Below are 14,271 nucleotides of genomic sequence, written 5' to 3'. Positions count from 1 at the left end.
CCTCGCACCGGGGATCGCGCGCGGGCGCCCGTCCGCTCCCGGACCTACCGGGCCACGCCGAACAGCGTCCGGTCCGCAGGATCCGCGGCCCGGGCGCACGCGCCGACCAGCTCAGCGCGCCCGCTTCTCCCGCACGCGCATGGTGACGTTCACCGGCGACCCCTGGAACCCGTAGACCTCACGCAGGCGTCGAGCGATGTAGCGGCGGTAGCCCGGGTCGAGGAAGCCGGTCGTGAACAGCACGAATGTCGGGGGGCGCGACGACGCCTGGGTGCCGAAGAGCACACGCGGCTGCTTGCCTCCACGCAGCGGGTGCGGGTGCGCCGCGGTGAGCTCGGCCAGGAAGGCGTTGAACTTGCCGGTCGGGATGCGGGTGTCCCACGACTCGAGGGCGAGCTCGAGCGCCGGCACGAGCTTCTCGAGATGGCGGCCCGTGCGGGCCGAGATGTTGACGCGCGGCGCCCAGGCGACGTGCGCGAGGTCGGTCTCGATTTCGCGCTCGAGGTAGCGGCGGCGCTCGTCATCGAGCAGGTCCCACTTGTTGAAGGCGAGGACCAGCGCGCGGCCCGACTCCAGCACCAGGTCGATGATGCGGACGTCCTGCTCCGAGATCGGCTGCGAGACGTCGAGGACCACGACCGCGACCTCCGCCTTCTCGAGCGCGGTCGAGGTGCGCAGCGACGCGTAGAAGTCGGCTCCCTGCTGCAGGTGCACGCGGCGGCGGATGCCGGCGGTGTCGACGAAGCGCCACACCTTCCCGGCGATCTCGACCTGCTCGTCGACCGGGTCGCGCGTGGTTCCGGCGAGCTCGTTGACGACGACCCGCTCCTCCCCTGCGGCCTTGTTGAGCAGGCTGGACTTGCCGACGTTCGGTCGGCCGAGGATCGCGACCCGCCGCGGTCCGCCGACCTCGCGCTTGGCGACGGCGGACTCGAGCGGCAGCTTCTCGAGGACCGCGTCGAGCAGGTCTGCCACGCCGCGGCCGTGCACGGCGGAGACGGGGCGGGGCTCGCCGAGGCCGAGGGACCAGAGCGAGGCGGCGTTCGGCTCCTGCCTGGCGTCGTCCACCTTGTTGGCGGCGAGGAACACCGGCTTCTTCGTCTTGCGGAGCAGCTTCACGACGTGCTCGTCGGTCGCGGTCGCGCCGACGTTCGCGTCGACGACGAAGATCACCGCGTCGGCCAGGTCGATCGCGATCTCGGCCTGCATGGCGACGGAGGCGTCGATGCCGCGGGCGTCGGGCTCCCAGCCGCCGGTGTCGACGATGGTGAAGGAGCGGTCGATCCACTCCGCCCTGTACGAGACGCGGTCGCGGGTCACTCCCGGGGTGTCCTCGACGACGGCCTCGCGGCGCCCGAGGATGCGGTTGACCAGCGCCGACTTGCCTACGTTGGGGCGGCCGACGATCGCCACGACCGGGAGGGCCGGGAGGTAGCGGACCTCGTCCGAGTCCTCTCCGGCGAACTCGAGGAGGTCGAGGTCCTCCTCGTCGAGGTCGTAGTCCTCAAGACCACTGCGCAGCGCCTGCGCGCGTGAGGAGGCGAGCTGCTCGTCGAGGTCGCCGAGGCGCTCGACGAGGTCGTCGTCTCCGAAGTTCAGCTCGTCGTCACCGACGTGCGTGTCCTGTGCCATGACCGGCCCTTGCTCTCGAGGTTCGGACCTCGGCGACGACCGCGTCGACGGTCTGCTCGAAGTCGAGATGAGTGGAGTCGAGAAGAGTGACTCCTTCTGCGGCGTTCATGAAGTCGACCACCTGCGAGTCGGCGCGATCCCTCGACCGCAGCGCCTGACCCGTCGCCTCAGCGGATTCCGTGGTGACCTCGCGCGAACGCCTCGCCATCCTAGCCTCTTCGCTCGCCGTCAGCAGGATCCGCACCGGAGCGGTCGGCGCGACGACGGTCGTGATGTCGCGCCCCTCCACGATGATGCCCTCGCGCCGGGTCTCACCGATGATCCGGCGGAACAGCAGCGTGATTCGCCGCCGCACCTCGGGCACCTTCGCCACGGCCGAGACCCGCTCGGTGACCCGGGGCTCGCGGATCGCGGCCGTCACCTCGGTCGGCCCCACCCAGACCGAGTACGACTCGGGGTCGGTGCCGATGGAGTAGTCGAAGCCGTCGAGCGCGTCGACGATCTCGTCCTCGTCGCCGAAGTCGAGCCCGCGGTCGAGGCCGTGCCAGGCGAGCGCCCGGTAGGCGGCCCCGGTGTCGAGGAACTCGAAGCCGAGTCGGCGCGCGGCCTCGCGCGAGACGCTCGACTTGCCGCTGCCCGCGGGGCCGTCGATGGCCACCACGGTGGCCGCTCCGAAGTCCGCCGATTCGTCCGATTCCGGCCGGTCGGCGCGCTCGGGGGCGGGGCCGCCCTCTTCGGGGATGCTCTGCTGTGCTCGGCGGGCGGGCGTCATCCGGTTCAGTCCGCCCTCCTGCCTGTTCTGCTCGGTGCTCATCCGGCGATCCTCCAGCCGCGTGCGGTCAATTCGTCTGTCAGCGGCGCGACCGCCTCGGGCACCACCGAGATCTCGGCGAGCCCCACTCGTCGGCCCTCGGCGTGCTCGAGGCGCACGTCCTCGAGGTTGACCCCCGCCTCGCCGATCTCGACGAGCAGGCGCGCGAGCTCGCCCGGCGAATCGTCGACGAGCACGACCAGGGTCGAGAGGCGCTGGTCCTGGCCGTGCTTGCCGGGCAGACGGGCGACACCGGCGTTGCCCGCCGCGAGGTGCTCGGCCAGCACCCGGCGCGCGCCCGGCGTCTCGAGGTCGCGCAGCGCGTCGGCGACCTCGGCGACGTCGTCGCGGAAGGCGTCGAGCACGGCGACGACGTGCTCGCGGTTGGCGGTGAGGATCTGCACCCAGAGTTCCGGAGCGGAGGCCGCGAGACGCGAGACGTCGCGCACGCCCTGCCCGGCTAGGCGGAGCGCCGCGTTCGGGGCGTCGAGGAGTCGCTGTCCGAGGAGGGACGAGATCACCTGCGGGGCGTGCGAGACGAGTCCGACCGAGAGGTCGTGCTCCTCCGGGTCCATCTCGACGATCGTGCCGCCGAGGTCGAGCGCGAGCGCCTCGACCCGCGCGAGCGCCTCGGGGGTGGTCTCGCCGTCGCGGCAGATCACCCACGGGCGGCCCACGAAGAGGTCGCCACGCGCCGACACCGGACCGCCGCGCTCGCGTCCGGCCATGGGGTGGGAGCCGATGTAGCGGGTGAGATCGACGCCGCGGGAGCGCAGCTCGCGGAGCGGCTGGATCTTGACGCTCGCCACGTCGGTGACGACCGCCTCGGGGTGCGCCGCGAGCTCGCGCTCCACGACACCCGCGGTGACGTCCGGAGGCACGCACACGACGACCACGGACGGCCGGTCGTCGACGGAAGCGGCCCGGCCGGCCCCGTAGTCGATGGCGAGGGACAGGCTCGCGGGCGACGCGTCATCGAGCACGACGTCGATCCCGCGGGAGGCGAGCCCGAGGCCGATGGAGGCTCCCAGCAGTCCGGAGCCGACCACCCGCACCGTCCCGCTCGTCCGCATCGCGGGCGGGGCGGGGTGCAGGAGCTCGTTCACCCGGACAGCCTAGCGATCGGGGCGGCGCTGCTTGTCGGCGCCGGAGCGGCGCGGAGGAGCGTCCCGCCGCTGACCGCCTGTGGAGGAGCCTCCCTGGTCGGAGGACCGCCCCGTGGAACCGCGTCCGGCCGACCCGCTGCGTTCCCCGGAGTCCGGCCGCGGACGCCTGGCCCCGGCGCTCGCCTTCTTCGTCGGTTGCGGAGGCGCGGCCGCCACGGCCTCGCCGCCCTGCCGTGCGATCGTCAGCAGCGCGCCCAGCTCGTCGCGGGTCAGATCGCGCAGGTCTCCCGAGCGCAGGGTCCCCAGGTGCAGCGGCCCGAACTGCCGGCGCACGAGCTCGATCACCGGATGCCCGACGGCGGCCATCATCCGCCGCACGATCCTGTTGCGCCCCGAGTGCAGCGTGATCTCGACCAGCGACGCGTTCGAGCGCCCCTCCGGTCGGCCCAGCAGCCGTGCCTTGTCGGCCGCGACCGGCCCGTCGTCGAGCTCGATGCCCGCCGTCAGCGTCGCGATCGTCTGCGGGAGGACCTGCCCGTGCACCTTGGCGATGTACGTCTTCGTCACGCCGAACGACGGATGCGCGAGCACGTGCGCCAGCTCGCCGTCGTTCGTCAGCACCAGGAGGCCCGAGGTCTCGGCGTCGAGGCGTCCGACATTGAACAGCCGCTCCTCGAAATTCTGCGTATAGGTACTGAGGTCGGCGCGCCCGTTCTCATCGGCCAGCGAGCTGACGACTCCGACCGGCTTATTCAGCATCACGTAGCGGCGGGAGGTGTCGAGCTGCACCGCGACCCCGTCCACCTCGATCCGGTCGGTCGCCGGGTCGATGCGGCGACCGAGCTCTCCCGCCACCTCGCCGTTCACGCGGATCCTCCGCGCCACGATCATCTCCTCGACCACTCGGCGGGAGGCGACCCCCGCTGCCGCGAGGACCTTCTGCAGTCGTTCACCCTCGGGGCCGCTGTCAGGCGCGCTCATCGAATCCGTCTCTTCCGTCGCTCAGTAAGGGGGAGATCTTCGGCAGCTCGTCGAGCGAGGCGAGGCCGAGGTGCACGAGCAGTTGCTCGGTGGTGCCGTAGAGGACCGCACCCGTCTCGGGGTCGTGGCCGACCTCCGCTATCAGGCCGCGGCCGAGGAGTGTGCGCGCGACGGAGTCGACGTTGACCGCGCGGATCTGCGCGACCTGGCCGCGCGAGACGGGCTGCTTGTACGCGATGACCGCCAGCGTTTCGAGCGCCGCCTGCGAGAGCCGCGTCGGATTCTGCGTCAGCACGAAGTCCGAGACGACCGGGTCGTACTCGCGGCGCACGTAGATGCGCCAGCCTCCGCCGACCTCGCGCAGCTCGAAGCCGCGACGGATCGACCCGTCGGTGCCGTCGAAGTCGGCGACGAGGCGCTCGATCGACTGGCGCACCACGGCGATCGGGCGCGAGAGAGCGGTCGCGAGCGCCGCGAGCGGCTGCGGTTCGTCGGCGACCATCAGGATCGCCTCGACCGCGCGGTCGATCTCGAAGGCCACGGTGCCCGCTCCGGCGTCAGGAGTCATAGTCGGCTCCGAGCGCGGCGAGGCTCTCGTCGTTCCAGCTCTCGGCGACCCAGCGCAGAGTGAGCTCGCCGAGCGGCTCCTCCTGCTCGAAGGAGAGCGCGGCGTGCCGGTACAGCTCGAGGACCGCGATGAAGCGCGCGACGATCACGCCCCGCTCCTCAGCGCCCGCGACCAGCTCGCCGAAGGTCGCCGACTCCTGCCCGCGGAGCACGGCGACCACGTGGGCGGCCTGCTCGCGGATGCTGATACGGGGTGCGTGCAGGTGCTCGAGCCCCACGGTGGGCAGCTCGCGGGGAGCGAGCGCCACGGTGGCGAGGGCCGCGAAGTCGGCGGCCGAGAGTGTCCAGACGAGTTCCGGCTTCCGAGCGCGGTACTCCTCTTCCAGCGGCACGTCGCGCACATGCCGCCCCGCCTCGATCTCCATCCGCTCGGCGAACCACGTCGAGACCTGCTTGAACGCGCGGTACTGCAGGAGGCGGGCGAACAGCAGGTCTCGCGCCTCCAGCAGCGCGGCGTCCTCGGCATCGACCAGCTCGCCCTGCGGGAGCAGCCCGGCGATCTTCAGATCGAGGAGGGTCGCAGCGACGACCAGGAACTCGGACGCGCGGTCCAGCCCCTCGATCGTGTCGATCCCGTGCAGGTAGGACAGGAACTCGTCCGTCACCGCGCTCAGCGCGATCTCCGTGATGTCGACCTGGTGCTTCGCGATGAGGCTCAGCAGCAGGTCGAACGGGCCCTCGAAATTGGTCAGCGCGAGATGGAAACCGGGCGGAGCAGGACGCTCCTCGAGCACGGCCTCAGGCGACCGCGCCACGCGAGATCAGCTCCCTGGCGAGCTTGCGGTACGCCTTCGCAGCGTTGTGCTCGGGCGCGAACTGGGTGATCGGCACACCGGACACGCTGGCGTCCGGGAACTTCACCGTGCGTCCGATCACGGTCTCGAGCACGCTGTCCCCGAAGGCGTCGACCACGCGGTCGAGCACCTCGCGCGAGTGCAGGGTGCGGGAGTCGTACATCGTGGGCAGGATGCCGTCGAGCTCGATCACAGGGTTGAGCCGGTCCCGCACCTTGTCGATCGTCTCGATCAGCAGCGCCACCCCCCGCAGGGCGAAGAACTCGCACTCGAGCGGGATGAGGACGCCGTGGCTCGCAGTGAGAGCGTTGACCGTCAGGAGCCCGAGCGACGGCTGGCAGTCGATGAGGATCACGTCGTAGTCGGCGCTGACCTTGCGCAGCACGCGCGCGAGGATCTGCTCGCGGGCGACCTCGTTGACGAGGTGCACCTCCGCGGCCGAGAGATCGATGTTGGCCGGAATGACGTCCAGACCGGGCACACGGGTCGTCCGGATCGCTTCGGCGGGGTCCTTCACGGTGCCCAGAAGGAGGTCGTAGATCGTCACCGCGTCGTAGGTGGCGACTCCCAGACCGGCCGAGAGCGCCCCCTGGGGGTCGAAGTCGATCGCCAGCACGCGGCGGCCGTATTCGGCCAGCGTCGCGCCCAGGTTGATGGTGGTCGTCGTCTTGCCGACGCCGCCCTTCTGGTTGCAGAGCGAGATGATCCGCGCGGGGCCGTGACCGGTGAGCTCCACCGGCAGCGGGAAGTCGCGCAGGGGGCGGCCGGTCGGGCCGAGCGTCGGGGCTTCGAGACCGGAGAGCTCGGCCTTGTCGTCCGTCTTGCGTGTCACCTGCGTCGCCCTCGCTTCCCTGTCGGCATGCGCTCCCGCGCGGCCTGCGTCGAGTGTACCGGCGCCCCGCGGCTCGACCGCCGCGCCCCGCCGGTCGAGCCGCGCAGCTCAACGACGCGCACGCGGGTGCGCCGAGGTGTACACGTCTCGGAGCGTGTCCGCGGTCACCAGCGTGTAGATCTGCGTGGTCGCCACGGAGGCGTGCCCCAGCAGCTCCTGCACGACACGCACGTCGGCGCCTCCCGCCAGCAGGTGCGTCGCGAACGAGTGCCGGAAGGTGTGCGGCGAGATCTCGCGGTCGAGCCCGGCCTTCTCGGCGACCGCCCTGATCACGAGCCAGGCGCTCTGCCGGGAGAGGCGGCTGCCGCGTACCCCGAGGAAGAGCGCCGGAGTCGCCCGGCCGCGCCGCGAGAGCTCCGGCCGCGCGCGCACCAGGTAGTCGTCCACCGCCTCCCGTGCGTAGCGCCCGAGGGGCACCATCCGCTGCTTCGAGCCCTTGCCCGTGAGCCGCACGACGTCCGCGTCGACAACGTCGTCCACGTTCAGGTCGACCGCCTCCGAGATGCGCGCGCCGGTGGCGTAGAGCAGCTCGAGCAGCGCACGGTCGCGGAGGTCGGCGAGCTCCTCGCCGCGTGCCGCCTCGAGCAGCCCCGCCATCTGCTCGACGGTCACAGCCTTCGGGAGTGTCATCGGGAGCTTCGGCGGCACCACGTCGTGCGCGACGTCATCGGCGACGACGCCCTCCTCCAGGGCGAACCGATGCAGGCCGCGCACGCTCGAGAGGATCCGCGCCCGCGAGCTCGCCGCGAGCGGCCGCTCCGGTCGGGCCGCGAGCCAGGAGGAGAACTCCCCGACGTCGGCGCGCCGCAGGGTCCCGAGATCGTCGGTCCCCCGGGAGTCGAGCCAGCCCAGGTAGAGCTCGAGGTCGCGCCGGTAGGCGGAGAGGGTGTGCGCCGAGAGACCGCGCTCGACGCTCGCCTGGCGGAGATAGGCGTCGGCGCAGGCGCGCGGGGTCACCCCCGGCGCGCCCGCGGGTGCCGCGTCCACTCTGAGGAGGCGTCGCCGAGTCCGCGCCAGTCGCGGGCGCGCAACGCGTGCGCCGCCAGCACCGCGATGGTCAGCGACGGGTTCTGCACCCGGCGGGCGAGCACCGCCTCGACGACCCCGTCCAGTGGTACCCAGCGCAGCTCCATGTCCGCTTCCTCCGCCTCACGCTCAAAGGCGGAGCCGGTGGCGGAGAGGCCTCGTGCGAGGTAGATCCGGATCGCCTCGTCGCTACCCCCCGGCGAGGTCGCGAACTCGGCGAGCAGGTCCCAGCGCTCGGCCTGCAGGTCGGTCTCCTCGCCGAGCTCCCGCTGCGCGGCGAGGAGGGCGTCTTCGCCGTCGATGTCGAGCAGTCCCGCGGGGATCTCCCACTCGCGGGCGCGAACCGGGTGCCGGTACTGCTTGATCAGGGCGACCCGGTCCTCGTCGTCGAGCGCCAGCACCGCGACGGCACCGGTGTGGTCGAGGAACTCGCGGCGCAGCTCCCCTCCGCCGTAGCGGAAGGTCTCGGCGCGGACGCCCCAGACCATGCCGTTGAAGACGCGCTCGCTGGTGAGGATCTCGGGTTCGACCGGCTCGTCCGAGAGCGGCTCACTCATCGGCGTCCGCATCCGAGGCGGGGAAGAGGCGCGAGGACTCCTGGCGCTCGAGGGCCGCGGTCACCAGGCCGCGGAAGAGCGGATGCGCGTCGTTCGGTCGCGAGCGGAGCTCCGGGTGCGCTTGGGTGCCGACGTAGTAGGGGTGCTTCTCGCGCGGCAGCTCGACGTACTCGACGAGATGCCCGTCGGGCGAGGTGCCAGAGAACCACAGCCCGGCCTCGGCGATGCGATCGCGGTATCCGTTGTTCACCTCGTAGCGGTGGCGGTGGCGCTCCGCCGCCTCCGGGGCACCGTACACCTCGGCCACGATGGAGCCCTCGGCGAGCGTCGCGGTGTACAGCCCCAGCCGCATCGTGCCGCCCATGTCGCCGGAGGCGAGGATCTCGACCTGCTCGGCCATCGTCGCGATCACCGGGAACTCGGTGTCCGGGTCGAACTCCGACGAGGAGGCGCCCTCGAGTCCCGCCTCGTGGCGCGCGTACTCGATCACCATGCACTGCAACCCCAGGCAGAGCCCGAGCGTGGGGATTCCGTTCTCGCGTGCGAAGCGGAGCGCACCGAGCTTGCCCTCGATGCCGCGGATTCCGAAGCCCCCGGGCACGCAGATCCCGTCGAGTTCCGAGAGCGCCTTCGCCGCGACCTCCGGGTCCTCGAGCCCGTCCGACGCGATCCAGCGGATGGCGACCTTCGTCTGCTGCGCGAAACCGCCGGCCCGCAGCGCCTCCGTCACCGACAGGTAGGCGTCCGGCAGGTCGATGTACTTGCCGACCAGTCCGATGGTCACCTCGTGCTTGGGCTCGTGGACGGCCTGGAGCAGCGTGGCCCAGCCGTCCCAGACCACCTCGCCGGCCGGGAGCCGGAGCTGGTCGATGATGTAGGAGTCGAGGCCCTGCTCGTTGAGCATCTGCGGGATCTCGTAGATCGAGGCGACGTCCTTGGCGTTCACCACGGCCTGCTCGTCGACATCGCACATCAGCGCGATCTTGCGCTTGTTCGACTCCGAGACGGGCCGGTCGCTGCGGAGCACCAGGGCGTCCGGCTGGATGCCGATCGAGCGGAGCGCGGCGACGGAGTGCTGCGTCGGCTTCGTCTTCTGCTCACCGGAGGCGCCCATGAACGGCACGAGCGACACATGGACGAAGAACACGTTCGCGCGGCCGAGCTCGTGCCGCACCTGACGTGCGGACTCGATGAACGGCTGGCTCTCGATGTCGCCGACGGTGCCGCCGATCTCCGTGATGATGACGTCGGGCTGCGGGTCGTCCTCGGCCTGGAGCCGCATCCGACGCTTGATCTCGTCGGTGATGTGCGGGATGACCTGCACTGTGTCGCCGAGGTACTCGCCGGCGCGCTCGCGGGCGATGACCCGCGAGTAGATCTGGCCGGTCGTGACGTTAGCGGCCTGATTCAGGTTGATGTCGAGGAAGCGCTCGTAGTGCCCGATGTCGAGGTCGGTCTCGGCGCCGTCGTCGGTGACGAAGACCTCTCCGTGCTGGAACGGGTTCATCGTGCCCGGGTCCACGTTGAGGTACGGGTCGAGCTTCTGCATGACGACGCGCAGTCCGCGCGCCGTGAGCAGGTTGCCCAGGCTGGCCGCCGTCAGCCCCTTGCCGAGCGATGAGACGACACCGCCCGTGACGAAGATGTGCTTCGTGACCTTCGTGGGGGCGTCCTGCCCGGCCTGCGAAGCATCCCGGCTCGACGCTCGGGAGGATCCCCCGGAATCCGAGGGAGAAGAAGAGGAAAGGCCCGCGTTCGTAAAGTCCACCACGGGCTTCCACCCTAACAGCAGATCAGGAGCAGCGGCCGTCCAGGGCCGGATCGGTCGCTCGACGCCGCGGTGCCGGTGTCAGAGCACCCGGCTCGTCTCGAGCAGCTCGCGTGCGTGGGCGAGGGCGTTCGCCGAGTCGGTGAGCCCCGAAAGCAGCCGCGCCATCTCCGAGACCCGCTCCTCCGCGTCGAGCTGCGTCACCGCACTCGACGTCACCGAGCCGTCCGAGCCCTTCTCGACCCGGAGGTGGTTGGTCGCGAAAGCCGCCACCTGCGCCAGGTGCGTCACCACGATGACCTGCGAGGTCTCGGCCAGCCGTGCCAGGCGCCGTCCGATCTCGATCGCGGCGGCGCCGCCCACCCCGGCGTCGACCTCGTCGAACACGAAGGTCGGCACGGGGTCGTTCGCGGCGACGACGACCTCGAGCGCGAGCATCACCCTCGAGAGCTCGCCGCCCGAGGCGCCGCGGGCCAGTGGCCGCGGGGTCGCGCCGGCGTGCGGCTGGAGCATCATCTCGACGGAGTCGCGGCCATGAGCCGCCGGTTCACCGGTCGCCGTCACTTGGACCCGCAGTCGGGCGTCCGCCATCGCGAGCGCGGTCAGCTCCCCACTGACCCGCTCCCCCAACTGCGCCGCCGCCGCTATGCGCAGCTCGGTGAGCCTCGTCGCCAGCCGGTCGACGAGGTCCGCGTCGGCCGCGGTCTCGGCCTCCAGCGCGGCAATCCTCTCGTCATCGCCGTCCAGCTCCAGCAGGCGCAATCCGGAGGAGTCGACGAGGTCGAGGACGTCGTCGAGCGTCGGCCCGTAGGCACGGGCAAGCAGCGAGAGCTGGGCACGCCGTTCCTCGATGAGCTCGAGATCGTGGGCTCCGTCGAGATCGAGCTCGGCAAGGTAGGACGAGAGGCTGCCCGCAGCGTCGGCGAGCAGCACGGAGGCGTCTCCGAGCGTCTGCACCGTCGGCTGGAGAGCGGCGTCGTGCCCGGCTGCCCGCTCCAGCACTCGGCGCGCCGTCTCGACGAGTCCGAGGGCGTCTCGTCCGTCCAGCTCGTCCGACGACACGGCCTCCCTCGCCTCGCCGGCAGCCAGCCGCAACTGCTCGATGCTGCCGAGGCGCTCCGACTGCGCGGCGAGCTCGACGTCCTCCCCCCGCTGCGGGGCGACCGCCTCGATCTCGGCCAGGGCCGCACGGAGGCGCTCCGCCTCCTGAGCGCGCGCCTCGCGGGCCGCGGTGAGCCCGTCGAGCTCGTCGCGTCTCGCACGCCAGCGCTCGAAGGCGCGCGTGTACTCGCGCAGCGCCTCGCCGAGCTCCGGCCCGCCGAAGCGGTCGAGCGCGTCGCGTTGCGCGGCGGCCGAGCGGAGCCGGATCTGATCGGACTGGCCGTGCACGACGACGAGCTGGTCGGCCAGCTCGCTCAGCACGCTGACCGGGGCGCTGCGGCCGCCGACCACGGCGCGTCCCCGGCCCTCCGCCGAGACAGAGCGCGCGAGCAGCAGCTCCGGCCCGTCGAGGTCGCCGCCCGCGTCACGCACGCGTTCGGCGATCGGCCCGTGCTCGGGTACCAGCCAGCGGCCGGACACCCACGCTTGACGCGCACCCGAGCGCACGGCGGAGGCGTCCGACCGCGCACCCAGCACCAGGCCGAGCGCGGTCACGACCATCGTCTTGCCCGCTCCGGTCTCGCCCGTGACCGCGGTGAACCCCGGTCCGAGCGGGAGCGTCGCCTCCGCGATCACTCCGAGATCACGGATCTGCAGCTCTTCGAGCATGAGGACTTACTCCGTCTCCGCCGACCCCCGCCATCCGCGGATGGGGAGACCGAACTTGTGCACGAGTCGATCGGTGAAGGGGGCGTCGTGCAGTCGGGCGAACCGCACCGGCACCGGCGACCGCCGGTAGACCACACGTGCTCCCGGCGGCAGCTCGTAGGTGCGCCGGCCGTCGGCCCAGAGCACACCGACGCCATCGGTCCGCTCCTTCACCTCCACGGCGAGGCTCGACTCCGGACCGACCACGAGGGGCCGGGCGAACAGGGCGTGTGCGCTCAGCGGCACCAGGAGCATCGCCTCGAGCGTCGGCCAGACGACCGGGCCACCACCCGAGAAGGCGTACGCCGTCGATCCCGTCGGAGTCGAGACGACGATCCCGTCGCAGCCAAAGCTCGACAGCGGCCGACCGTCGACCCCGACCATCACCTCGAGCATCCGCTCTCGGCTGCCCTTCTCGACGGTCGCCTCGTTGAGGGCCCAGGTCTCGTAGACGACGACCTCGTCGATCTTGACGCGCACCTGCAGCGTCATCCTCTCCTCGACCGAGTAGTCGCCGTCGAGGGCGCGGGCCACCGCGTCGTCGAGATCGTCGCGCTCGCTCTCGGCGAGGAAGCCGACGTGCCCGAGGTTCACTCCCAGCAAGGGCGCCGTCCCGGATCGGACGATCTCCGCAGCCCGCAGGATGGTGCCGTCGCCGCCGAGCACGAAGACGAGTTCGATCGACTCCAGTGGGACATCGACGCCGAGTACGTCGACGTCGGCGAGATCCGGGGCGACGGCGACGATGTCGACCTTGTCGTCCGCGCAGAGAACAGGGCGCGCGCCGGAGCCGCGCAGGCGCTCGACGACGAGGACCGCCGAATCGAGGGAGTCCGTCCGGCCGGTGTGGGCGATGACGAGGATATTGCGCTCGTCAGGAGGGGACTGCATCGAGAGGGTGTCCTTCAGGTCGATCGGAGGCGGCGCACACGGTCGCGTCATCCGGGGGTGAGCGCGGTGACCGCGTCCCTCCATTCTGTCGGAATCGTCCCGCTGTCGCGGTGGAGGTGCGCGAGATACTCGTGATTGCCAGCGGTGCCTGGGAGTGGTGACTCCGTGAGGCCGACTACTCCGAGCCCCACATCCCAGGCCGACCAGAGCACGTCCGAGAGCGCCTCCCGGCGCAGCGCCGGGTCGCGGACGATGCCCTCGCGGATTCCGGTCCGCCCGACCTCGAACTGAGGCTTCACCAGCACGATGAAGTCCGCATCCGGAGAGACCGAGGAGGCGACGGCCGGCAGCACCATGGTCAGCGAGATGAACGACACGTCCGACACCACGAGATCGGGCGCGATGTCGCTCCGTGCAGCCTCCGCGAGTCGCTCCCGCGTCATGTCACGCGCGTTGAAACCCTCCACTACCCGCACTCTCTCATCGGATCGCAGCCGTGGAGCGAGCTGAGAGTGACCGACGTCGAGTGCGACGACCGAAGCGGCTCCTTTCTCCAGCAGCACCTGCGAGAAGCCCCCGGTCGAGGCGCCGACGTCCAGGGCGTGGGCTCCCTCGACCCGTACCGATCTGAACGATTCGAGCGCAGCCAGAAGCTTGTGCGCCCCGCGACTCACATAGTGGTCGAGCGCGGCGACCGCGACGTCCTGATCGTCGCGCACTCGCAGTGACGCCTTGAGCGCCGGCGATCCGTCCACGGTGACAAGACCGTCCGCGATCAGTCGAGCTGCGTGCGTCCGGGACCGGGCTATCCCCCGTTCCGCCAGCACGGAGTCGAGACGTGCGCCCGCGCTCACCGCTCGCGATCCGCGTTCTCGAGACGGCGGCGCAGGTGCTCCTGCAGCCGGGAGTACTCGGAGGACCGCGCCGCCAGGGGCTGCTCCTCGATCACCAAGAGAGCATCAGTGAGATCGTCGAGTGCGGCGTCACCGGTCGGGACCGCTTCTCGTGGCTCGATCTGAGAGTCCTCCCGGACCACTGCGGCTCCTTCTCTCTCGGGACTTGTGGGACGACACGATTCGTCGTGCCGGACGGACCACTTCGTCATCGAGATCGATCCGACCGGTGCTGTCCTGGTCCAGTACTGTCCTGGTTAAACAGCGATGGCCACCCAGGTGTCTGGGTGGCCATCGTGAATGGTGTCCGGCGGTGTCCTACTCTCCCACAGGGTCCCCCCTGCAGTACCATCGGCGCTGAGAGTCTTAGCTTCCGGGTTCGGAATGTGACCGGGCGTTTCCCTCTCGCTATAGCCGCCGTAACCCTCGCGACCGACCCGCACCGAGGCGGGTGGTCAAATCTTGGGGTTACACGTCATGCGTG

At 71.1% G+C, this 14,271-nt stretch carries 13 protein-coding genes, 1 rRNA gene and 1 pseudogene; all 15 read right to left on the bottom strand.

The window, feature by feature from the left end:
* Positions 1-111 precede the first annotated feature (111 nt).
* Positions 112-1,632 (bottom strand): ribosome biogenesis GTPase Der, encoded by a 1,521-nt coding sequence (gene der, locus GSU10_RS05895; protein WP_132505239.1) that lies wholly within the window; start codon positions 1,630-1,632, stop codon positions 112-114.
* Positions 1,607-2,446: a (d)CMP kinase gene (gene cmk / locus GSU10_RS05890; protein WP_236713607.1), complete on the bottom strand. Its 840-nt coding sequence runs from the start codon at positions 2,444-2,446 to the stop codon at positions 1,607-1,609. Before cmk ends, der begins: the two co-directional genes overlap by 26 nt.
* Complete coding sequence (locus tag GSU10_RS05885) at positions 2,443-3,516, bottom strand: prephenate dehydrogenase (RefSeq protein ID WP_132505272.1); 1,074 nt, start codon at positions 3,514-3,516, stop codon at positions 2,443-2,445. The genes cmk and GSU10_RS05885 overlap by 4 nt, the downstream gene beginning before the upstream one ends.
* 231 nt (positions 3,517-3,747) lie before the next feature.
* A pseudogene (locus GSU10_RS05880) lies at positions 3,748-4,530 on the bottom strand (pseudouridine synthase); the annotation flags it as partial.
* Complete coding sequence (gene scpB, locus GSU10_RS05875; protein ID WP_068212474.1) at positions 4,517-5,098, bottom strand: SMC-Scp complex subunit ScpB; 582 nt, start codon at positions 5,096-5,098, stop codon at positions 4,517-4,519. The pseudogene GSU10_RS05880 and the gene scpB, both read right to left, overlap by 14 nt.
* The gene (locus GSU10_RS05870) at positions 5,088-5,912 is read right to left on the bottom strand and encodes a segregation and condensation protein A (RefSeq protein ID WP_068212473.1); all 825 of its coding nucleotides are present in this window, start codon (positions 5,910-5,912) and stop codon (positions 5,088-5,090) included. Before GSU10_RS05870 ends, scpB begins: the two co-directional genes overlap by 11 nt.
* Positions 5,896-6,783 (bottom strand): ParA family protein, encoded by an 888-nt coding sequence (locus GSU10_RS05865; RefSeq protein ID WP_132505242.1) that lies wholly within the window; start codon positions 6,781-6,783, stop codon positions 5,896-5,898. Before GSU10_RS05865 ends, GSU10_RS05870 begins: the two co-directional genes overlap by 17 nt.
* A gap of 108 nt (positions 6,784-6,891) precedes the next feature.
* The gene (gene xerD, locus GSU10_RS05860) at positions 6,892-7,830 is read right to left on the bottom strand and encodes a site-specific tyrosine recombinase XerD (protein WP_241972920.1); all 939 of its coding nucleotides are present in this window, start codon (positions 7,828-7,830) and stop codon (positions 6,892-6,894) included.
* On the bottom strand, positions 7,797-8,426 hold the full coding sequence (locus tag GSU10_RS05855; protein ID WP_132505245.1) for an NUDIX domain-containing protein: 630 nt from the start codon (positions 8,424-8,426) through the stop codon (positions 7,797-7,799). Before GSU10_RS05855 ends, xerD begins: the two co-directional genes overlap by 34 nt.
* Complete coding sequence (locus GSU10_RS05850) at positions 8,419-10,071, bottom strand: CTP synthase (RefSeq protein ID WP_068212475.1); 1,653 nt, start codon at positions 10,069-10,071, stop codon at positions 8,419-8,421. The genes GSU10_RS05855 and GSU10_RS05850 overlap by 8 nt, the downstream gene beginning before the upstream one ends.
* A 204-nt stretch (positions 10,072-10,275) precedes the next feature.
* Positions 10,276-11,964 (bottom strand): DNA repair protein RecN, encoded by a 1,689-nt coding sequence (gene recN / locus GSU10_RS05845; protein WP_132505248.1) that lies wholly within the window; start codon positions 11,962-11,964, stop codon positions 10,276-10,278.
* Between the two features lie 6 nt (positions 11,965-11,970).
* The gene (locus tag GSU10_RS05840; protein ID WP_068213628.1) at positions 11,971-12,894 is read right to left on the bottom strand and encodes an NAD kinase; all 924 of its coding nucleotides are present in this window, start codon (positions 12,892-12,894) and stop codon (positions 11,971-11,973) included.
* 47 nt (positions 12,895-12,941) lie between these two features.
* Positions 12,942-13,748: a TlyA family RNA methyltransferase gene (locus GSU10_RS05835; protein ID WP_068213625.1), complete on the bottom strand. Its 807-nt coding sequence runs from the start codon at positions 13,746-13,748 to the stop codon at positions 12,942-12,944.
* The gene (locus GSU10_RS05830; RefSeq protein ID WP_068213622.1) at positions 13,745-13,930 is read right to left on the bottom strand and encodes a hypothetical protein; all 186 of its coding nucleotides are present in this window, start codon (positions 13,928-13,930) and stop codon (positions 13,745-13,747) included. Before GSU10_RS05830 ends, GSU10_RS05835 begins: the two co-directional genes overlap by 4 nt.
* A 162-nt stretch (positions 13,931-14,092) precedes the next feature.
* Positions 14,093-14,209, bottom strand: a 5S ribosomal RNA gene (gene rrf, locus GSU10_RS05825).
* Between the last annotated feature and the right edge of the window lie 62 nt (positions 14,210-14,271).

It is taken from the genome of Rathayibacter tanaceti (assembly GCF_009834165.1).
Taxonomy (GTDB): domain Bacteria; phylum Actinomycetota; class Actinomycetes; order Actinomycetales; family Microbacteriaceae; genus Rathayibacter; species Rathayibacter tanaceti.
This window is presented reverse-complemented; position numbering and strand designations above follow the sequence as displayed.

What these genes read in the sequence shown, in the direction of transcription:
- GSU10_RS05855 (WP_132505245.1), bottom strand. Translation starts at nt 8,426, where the DNA reads ATGAGTGAGCCGCTCTCGGACGAGCCGGTCGAACCCGAGATCCTCACC.
- GSU10_RS05840 (WP_068213628.1), bottom strand. Translation starts at nt 12,894, where the DNA reads ATGCAGTCCCCTCCTGACGAGCGCAATATCCTCGTCATCGCCCACACC.
- der (WP_132505239.1), bottom strand. Translation starts at nt 1,632, where the DNA reads ATGGCACAGGACACGCACGTCGGTGACGACGAGCTGAACTTCGGAGAC.
- recN (WP_132505248.1), bottom strand. Translation starts at nt 11,964, where the DNA reads ATGCTCGAAGAGCTGCAGATCCGTGATCTCGGAGTGATCGCGGAGGCG.
- scpB (WP_068212474.1), bottom strand. Translation starts at nt 5,098, where the DNA reads ATGACTCCTGACGCCGGAGCGGGCACCGTGGCCTTCGAGATCGACCGC.
- cmk (WP_236713607.1), bottom strand. Translation starts at nt 2,446, where the DNA reads ATGAGCACCGAGCAGAACAGGCAGGAGGGCGGACTGAACCGGATGACG.
- GSU10_RS05885 (WP_132505272.1), bottom strand. Translation starts at nt 3,516, where the DNA reads ATGCGGACGAGCGGGACGGTGCGGGTGGTCGGCTCCGGACTGCTGGGA.